The organism is Microcoleus sp. B9-D4 (genome assembly GCF_036705105.1).
Lineage (GTDB): Bacteria > Cyanobacteriota > Cyanobacteriia > Cyanobacteriales > Microcoleaceae > Microcoleus.
Genome location: NZ_JAUBTS010000079.1, coordinates 20019 through 27294, shown reverse-complemented (window position 1 = coordinate 27294; position 7276 = coordinate 20019). Strand labels below are relative to the sequence as shown.

Here is a 7276-nt window from a genome sequence, read left to right as displayed (position 1 = left end):
TGTGGTAGGGGCGTCCCGCCCGTCCAAAAAGGACGGGCGGGACGCCCATCCCACAAACTTGTGGAAGTTATTTAATTCTCATTCCTAAGTCGGTTAAAACCGAATGCAATTATTAGAATTTTTATTTAAATGAATGTTATAAATTGATTATTCATGAATTAGTAAGGTACGCCATAAGCACCTTACTAACCCTGGGGTATTTCCGGCTAAGCTGACACGCTACAAACTAGCGAAATTTACTTTTGTGACTTCACCTGCGGCAACATTAACTGTTTGTTGAATTTGACTTCCGTCAACTTTCACCTGATAAGAACCGGGTGAAAGCTCGATCGCCCCAAACCATCCTTTGCCATCCGCGCGCAGTTGACGAACCTTGCCATTAGCATCGATCGACTGCAATGTCAAGCTAGCACCGTCGCAAGTTTGAGCGCACCGCTGCAAATTTCCGGCGATCGCACCTGTAGTCGGCCGCGACTTCCAAGGCATATCGGGAACCGCTGCTGATGTCGCCCACACAGGCTGAGTTTCATAGGTTTTGCCCGTCGCAGCATCAACGTATTGACTCGGCACAGAAAGCGCGGTGTAAAACAAATCGTTGCTTTGGGGAACGTATTTCCAAGGCTGGCGGGGCAAATCACCGCTACCGCCCGATCGCAGTTCCACATTCGTGTAGACGTTGCTGCTAGCGTAGGAATAGAGAACCGTACCTGCGACGTGATTTCCTTTCGCAGACGGCTGTTCGGCGCGACGAATCTGGCCTAGGGTGTCTTCGATGTAGTTGAGGTAATTGCCGGGGCCGATCGCAATTTGGCGATTGTACTGGTGGTCTTTGGCGTACTCGATCCAGTTGTCATAAGCGAGTTTTTGCGATCGTTTGTACTCGCGCTGGTAAGTCATCGGCATCGCCATGTCTACGATCCCTTCTTCCAGCCAAGCGCGCCAATCTTGCAATACTTCTTTGTAAGGCTGGGTTTGATACCATCCAGCCTCGTTTTTCGGGCCGTCTCCCCAGGCGATCGTGGCGGCGGTAATTTTAACACGCGGTTTAATTGCAAGGCTTTCTACATAAAGCTTCCGCACTAAATTTGTCACCTGATCCCGCCGCCACTGCATCCACGCGGGATCTGTGGGTGCGGGTTTGCCCGATCGACCTGTTTGCTGATTGAAACGGGCGATCGCAGTCGGATTGTAGCCCCAAGTCGGCCCGCCGTAGCGCACATAATCCAACTGTACGCCGTCCACATCGTAGCGCTTCAGCAAGTCCAAATAGACGGAAACAGTATAATCTACGGCGTCTGGATGGCCGGGATCGAGATAGCCTTGGGCTTCCCCACCGTAAGTCAGCATTGCCCAATTCTCGCTGCCGGGGGCCGAAGGCCCGTGTTGTTGCCAAACGTGACCGGCGGGAAGTTTGGTGCCCGAAACTACCGGCAGCGTCACCATCCAAGCGTGTACTTCAATGCCTGCGGCGTGGGCTTTGTCAATCAAATCTTGCAGGGGATCGAAACCGGGGGGAACGTTGGGATCGAGGGTGCGGGGTTCGATCGCACTCGTGTAAAAAGCATCGCCACGGCGGCGGACTTGGGCGACGATGGCATTGGCATTTGCCCGCTGCGCGTCTGCGATCAATTTTGTGACTTCTTGAGGGGTTTTGAAGCCGGGGTTGAAGGCGTCCACCCAGAATGCGCGAAATTCGGCGGTTTGGGTTTGCGGGGGCATAAGTGCGTTAGCGCCGGATGGGAAGTTGGAGAACCAACCAGGAGTCAGCAGAAAACTAATTGTTAAGCCAATCAGGAACAAGCTTGACAAAAAGAATGTTTTGGTCTTTCGCATGAGAAGTGTGTGAGAGAGCGTTTAACAGTCCTTTACGGACTTTTGGTTTGAGCGTCCGCTTGACATTTTCGCACAATGGTAAATTAAGTGGGCAGATCAGTAAATAGTTGAGTAATACCGCTGGGAGAGTCGAGGATGAGATTAAAATTGACCTCGGCAAAATGGGCGATATTTTCCGATCTTTCAATATAGCGGTTGAGCCAGTAAATTGAATCCGCTACACCACTTAACATAGTTTTACAGGCTAAATAGGGTTTTAATGATTTTCATTTTGGCTGTATCAAGGCCGGGTGCAAGTTTGGCAATTGGAGTTAGGCTTTTCCACTTGCCTTTATTCGCGTTGAAAATAGCATCTGCTGTTTTTTCGGCATCAATATTTTCAAATCCTCCTATTTTATTAGTGTATAAGTAATTGAGACGATCGAAAATTTCATCTCTTGATGCACGTTTAACGCTAACTTTTTCAGGTGGTGGCGGTGGTGGTGCAACTGGAGCAGGCGGCGAGAGATAAAATACTTTTGCTAAAGTATCTAATTTTTTACCGCTAGTAATGCCACATCTTAAGGCGGTAATAGGCTTAAAGTTTGACCACGTTTCCCGATTGGCTTCTGAGATTCGATTGGCTGCGACAATAACATCCAATCTGTTCAATGCACTGCCGGGTTCTGCTACCAAATATCGAAGTGCACCGAGAATAGTATCTCTTGATGCTGTGCTAAGGTTAACCTTTGGTATTGCTTCCCTTGCCAGAATTTTAGCTTGCTCAATATTTTTGGATTCTGGCTCGATGATTATGCACCAGACTCGCTCTAATTCAGCTTGTTGAGCGACTGCATAAATAAAGGAATTGCTGACTACTTGATATTGATAATCACCTGTTTCTTTAACAATCACAGGAATCCAATTACGTCCGCCAGCGTTCAAAATAGCCTCGGCTGCGGCGGTGATGATAAACTCTGATTCAGAGCAGGGTTCCCCTGGTTCAATCTCAGCTAATGGCAGGTGCATCAGCTTACCGATGTCATCATACTTACTCATTTTAAGAAATACTCCTTAATTAGACCAACATAGTGTTCAGCAGCGGTATTGTTAAGAAAAACAGCGGGAATATGAGAAAAAGCAGCATTGGCAACAGTTGCATAGCTGGGAATACTGAAGATAGTTTTTTCAGCATTCCCGCTTGTAGATTTAGGCCAATAATATGGTATCAGATCAAAGCCGTCTTTTTTAGCTTGATTAATTATTTTTCCAATTTCCTGATTGGCTGTCTGAAGCGAAGGATCTGTGATCTTCTCTCCATTGAAAAAGATTGGTAGGGCAATTGGCCCACCATCTCCTCTTTCTTGTTTAATTTCGGGAATAAATTTTGTAATTACCCTAGCTGCATTGTGTAGTGAGGCTAATCCATTATGCTTGGTAGGGATGAGAACAACATCAGAGGCATAAACACTGCTCTGACTGAAAAATAACCATTGGGTAGGGCAATCAATCAATATGTAATCATATAGATAAATAAAAGCTTTAAGGATTTCTCGCAATCTTTTTTGCCCCTTTTGAATGTGTGATTGAGCTTGAAGAGAATCTGTAAATTGTTCCATTTCTTCAGTTGAGGGAATCACGTCAAAAAAACGTAACGGTTTCCCTTGTTTGTCCGTGTACGGTTTTCCATGTTTGTCGGTGTGAATAAAAGGAACAACTGTTTGGATAATATTTGCTTTTGAATCAGTGAGACAGTTATATAAACTAATAGCTCCTACATCTAATCCAAGAGTTTGCGTTAAATCTCTTTGTGAATCAAAATCAACTACTAAAACCTTTTTTTGCTGTTTTCGCAAAATTGCTGCTAAATTGAGAGTTGTTGTCGTTTTACCCACTCCTCCTTTATTGTTATAGATACAAACTGTCAATGCCTTGGGTGGGTTGTCAATCAAATCTTTGATATGTTGGACAATGGCACTAATATTACCTTTGTTAATCAGAGTACAGGGAGTTGCAGGAATTACAACATTCCCATGCCTCCGAAATAACTGGATATGAATGCCATTGGTAATAATGCCCCATTGAGCCGTTTGACATTTAGGAGATAGCAGATATCTTTTAATCTGTTCCCTAGACTCGTTATATTTGGGAGTACCTTCCGCTAAGTTAATTTTAGCTCCTGTCGCTATTGCCCGTCCCTTGCCTTCAACAAGTAAGTAGGGAGCGACAGGAGAGAACAAAAACTTCTCACTCTCAGTATTTTTACGCGCTGCGAAATCTACTTTCTGAGCACCCTGACCTGTTGGAAACTGTGGAAACTGGTCATTTTTAGTGAATCCAAGTGCTTCTATTAGAACCGACACAAATTGAGAGTTGACGATCGCTTCAATGGCATTCTCTGGAATGCTATCTAAAACTTGACCCCAGTTGATAGTTGTCATCATTTACAGTTAGATACTTAAGTAAAATCATAACGCTTGGTTTGAGTTTGTGTCATCGTTAGCTACCTCCCGATCTAGCTATATGAACAGTCAACATACTTTCGGAAAAGTTATATATTTTCGAGTGCGCTTGACATTTTAGCACATCAGTGCAAGTTTAGGAAACAATATATTGAACACGCGATCGGTAACATCACCTAATTTTCTGGATACTTTCTTGAACTGTGAAGGATACGGAGAATTTCTACGCTTTCTTCTTTTACTCGATAGATGATGAGATAAGAGGTATTGGAAATGACAAGTTCTCTAGTAGCTTCTACGCGACCAACTCGACCCATAAAAGGAAATTCGGCGAGTTGACCTACAGCACCCTGAATCCTTAAAATTAATTGCCTTGCTGCCTCTGGATCGTCTTTGACAATATATGCGTGAGCCTGTTCTAGATTTCGCAAAGCTTGTCGCAGCCACTTAATTTTCATTAGTCAACTTGGCAAAAACTGCTTGGACTTCATCATCGCTGGCAAAGTCTCCAGCTTCGGCCTCGGCAACGCCTTTGTTAATCTCATCAAGCAGCCATTGATAATTTTCTAGGTAAGAAGCGATCGCTTCGTTCAAAACATAAGTTAAATCGCGATCGGTGACAGTAGCGATCGCCTTCAGCGCCTCTTTTTTTTCGCTATCAAGGAGAAATGAAAAACTTTCTTGACTCATGGCTGCCCTTTGCTGTTATGGGAAGAGAGTAAACTGGTACTATGATAGCGTAGAGATTTCTATTTGGGCGAAAATACACTGAACTGGCGATCGCACTTTTTGAACAAATGATAGTACCGCACTTTCAAACGCTAGCCCTTCCGGGTAACAGCTACTCAACTGCAAGCAATTTACTCGATCGAGTAGATGGCTGGCGCCAAGAAGCAACCCGAAAATTGCAGCAAAGCCAGAGAGGAGAAAAGGGACAATTTTTAACACCTTCCTCAGTCGCAAGTTTGATGGCGGGAATGTTTGAATTTAACTGTCCCGATATATCGCTTTTAGATGCCGGTGCAGGAATTGGTTCCCTGTTAGCAGCCGTTGTTTGCGAGCTTTGTCAGCGCCCAAACAAACCGCACAGCCTGCACGTTACAGCTTATGAAATTGACATTATTTTGATTGAATACCTCAAGCAAACTTTAGAATTGTGCAGTATTGAATGTCAGCGTTTTGGGATATCTTTTACCTGTGAGGTTCGCGAAATTGATTTTATTCAAGACAGCGCCGATATGTTGCAGCCCAATCTATTTACACAACCAGTAAAACGGGAATTTACCCATGCAATTATCAATCCTCCCTATGCCAAGATAGACGCTAAATCCCAAGCCCGAACCTTGCTGCGTTCTATAGGACTAGAAACCAGCAATCTCTACGCTGGCTTCACCGTTGCTGCCGCTCACCTGCTCAAACCAAACGGTGAATTAGTGTCGATTACTCCCCGCAGCTTTTGTAACGGTTTATACTTTCGAGATTTCCGCAAAGTATTCCTTCAAATGATGGCTTTACGCCAAGTACACATCTTTGAATCCCGACAGTTGCCATTTCGCGATGATGCGGTGCTGCAAGAAACTATTATTGTGCGCGCCACCAAACAAATAGAACAGCCAGATACTGTACTAATTACCTCAAGCAGCAGCGTGGGCGACGACTTGGTTTTGTCTCACCAACTGCCGTATACCGCCCTAATTAATCCCCAAGATTCCGAGCAATTTATTCGGATTCTACCGGATTCTGTCAGCCATAAAGTAGTCGAGCAAATGGCTCAATTTACTTGCAGCCTAGAGGAATTAGGCTTAACAGTTTCTACCGGAAAAGTTGTAGATTTTCGTGTTCGCTCTGACTTGCGCCTAAAACCGGAGAACGGTACAGTTCCGCTGATTTATCCCGCACACTTCTGGGCTGGCGGTGTTGAATATCCCACCGCAACGAGAAAGCATCAAGCTTTAGCTGTCACGGAAAAAACTGCTGCACTCCTCGTACCTAACGAACATTATGTTTTGAGCAAGCGCTTCTCCTCAAAGGAAGAGAAAAAGCGAATTGTTGCAGTTGTCTGGGATGCCAATAAAATTAATAGTTCTCGCGTTGGTTTCGAGAACCATTTGAATTACTTTCACCAACAGGGACGCGGATTAGACCTCACCCTGGCGCGGGGATTGGCAGTTTATCTAAATTCGAGTTTGGTAGATGCGTTTTTCCGACTGTTCAACGGACACACTCAAGTTAATGCTACGGATTTACGCAATTTGAAGTATCCTAATGTAGAGCAATTACTGTTACTTGGCGCTCAAATAGGAGAAATATTTCCTACACAGCGGGAGATTGATCAACTTGTGGAGAGACAACTGCTGAAGGCGACAAATCCGTTAGAAAATAGCCCAATGACAATCAAGAACCGTATTGATGAATCTCTAGAAATACTTGCAGCGCTGGGTTTTCCAAAAGGTCAGCTTAACGAACGTTCCGCCTTAACCCTTCTGGCTTTGCTTGACCTCAAGCCAAAGGATGCTTGGGAATTGGCAAAATCTCCACTTCGGGGAATCACACCAATTATGGAATTTATGGATCAGGAATACGGTAAAAAGTATGCGCCCAATACGCGGGAAACTGTGCGCCGCCAGACTGTGCATCAGTTTCTAGATGCAGGTTTAATTGTTGTTAATCCTGACAGTCCCGAACGTCCGGTGAATAGTCCAAAAACTGCATATCAGATAGAAGAAAGTGCTTTGGAACTGCTGCGAACTTATGACACTTCTGACTGGGAAAAGAATCTTCGCGCTTACCTCGTTCATTTTAACTGAGATATTGCACCATTGTCAATTACTTGTTTAGGAACAGGCTTTTCGGCCTGTTCCACAAGAAATACACTCTTTGTGGAACAGGCCGAAAAGCCTGTTCTTGACAATGGTGCAAGATTTAAGTTTTAACGGAGAACATCTTTTGCAGGCTTATTCAAAAAATGAAAATATTTGTGAGCCACAATGATGCTAAAATGC

6 protein-coding genes and 1 pseudogene are annotated in these 7276 nt (G+C 44.5%); 1 reads left to right on the top strand and 6 read right to left on the bottom strand.

Annotation, left to right across the window (positions count from 1 at the left end):
• Nucleotides 1-219: 219 nt before the first annotated feature.
• From QUB24_RS29685 to QUB24_RS29660, 6 genes and pseudogenes are all read right to left on the bottom strand, one after another.
• The gene (locus QUB24_RS29685) at nucleotides 220-1833 is read right to left on the bottom strand and encodes a family 10 glycosylhydrolase (RefSeq protein WP_333157179.1); all 1614 of its coding nucleotides are present in this window, start codon (nucleotides 1831-1833) and stop codon (nucleotides 220-222) included.
• Nucleotides 1834-1925: 92 nt separating this feature from the next.
• Nucleotides 1926-2066 (bottom strand): annotated as a pseudogene (locus QUB24_RS29680) (alpha-E domain-containing protein); the annotation flags it as partial.
• A 4-nt stretch (nucleotides 2067-2070) separates the two neighbouring features.
• Nucleotides 2071-2871, bottom strand: a complete 801-nt coding sequence (locus tag QUB24_RS29675; RefSeq protein ID WP_333157178.1) for a hypothetical protein — start codon at nucleotides 2869-2871, stop codon at nucleotides 2071-2073.
• On the bottom strand, nucleotides 2868-4256 hold the full coding sequence (locus QUB24_RS29670; protein ID WP_333157177.1) for an AAA family ATPase: 1389 nt from the start codon (nucleotides 4254-4256) through the stop codon (nucleotides 2868-2870). The genes QUB24_RS29675 and QUB24_RS29670 overlap by 4 nt, the downstream gene beginning before the upstream one ends.
• Nucleotides 4257-4450: 194 nt before the next feature.
• A complete protein-coding gene (locus tag QUB24_RS29665) occupies nucleotides 4451-4732 on the bottom strand; it encodes a type II toxin-antitoxin system RelE/ParE family toxin (RefSeq protein WP_333157176.1) in 282 nt (93 codons plus the stop codon).
• Nucleotides 4722-4964 (bottom strand): CopG family transcriptional regulator, encoded by a 243-nt coding sequence (locus QUB24_RS29660; protein ID WP_333157174.1) that lies wholly within the window; start codon nucleotides 4962-4964, stop codon nucleotides 4722-4724. Before QUB24_RS29660 ends, QUB24_RS29665 begins: the two co-directional genes overlap by 11 nt.
• Before the next feature lie 107 nt (nucleotides 4965-5071).
• Between QUB24_RS29660 and QUB24_RS29655 the strand changes: the two genes are divergently transcribed.
• Nucleotides 5072-7081, top strand: a complete 2010-nt coding sequence (locus QUB24_RS29655; protein WP_333157173.1) for an Eco57I restriction-modification methylase domain-containing protein — start codon at nucleotides 5072-5074, stop codon at nucleotides 7079-7081.
• Nucleotides 7082-7276 lie beyond the last annotated feature (195 nt).